Origin of the sequence: Vibrio sp. 10N.222.55.C6 (assembly GCF_041473395.1) — a bacterium.
GTDB lineage: Bacteria > Pseudomonadota > Gammaproteobacteria > Enterobacterales > Vibrionaceae > Vibrio > Vibrio crassostreae_C.
The window spans coordinates 1-311 of the sequence record NZ_JBFRSD010000709.1; the positions used below are offsets into that span (position 1 = coordinate 1).

Annotated in this window: 1 pseudogene; it reads right to left on the minus strand. The window is 46.9% G+C overall.

Annotated features, from left to right (window positions below):
- Positions 1-311 (minus strand): annotated as a pseudogene (locus tag AB4486_RS25765) (carboxypeptidase-like regulatory domain-containing protein); the annotation flags it as partial.

A 311-nucleotide genomic window follows, 5' to 3' on the forward strand; every position in this document is an offset into this window, starting at 1 on the left:
ACACAGGGTTTTGAATCGGCGTGAGGTTAAGGTCGAGTGCCCCTTCATCAATATAGATAGGCAGATTATCTCGAGCTGGAACACTTGAGAATTCAAATCGGCCTTTTGCATCACTGACTGCTCGTTGATCCAAAATTTGTAGGCTTACGCCCTGTATCGGTTGTTTGTGGTGATCGTAGACAATGCCCGTCAGCTTAGAATGGTTGTAACGATTCCACTCAACAAACTCACCAATGCTTTCATCAAAGTAAGTCTTCGCGCCGAATTCGGTCGTCATCTCGACACCGTACCGGTCTCTGGTTCCTTCCAAC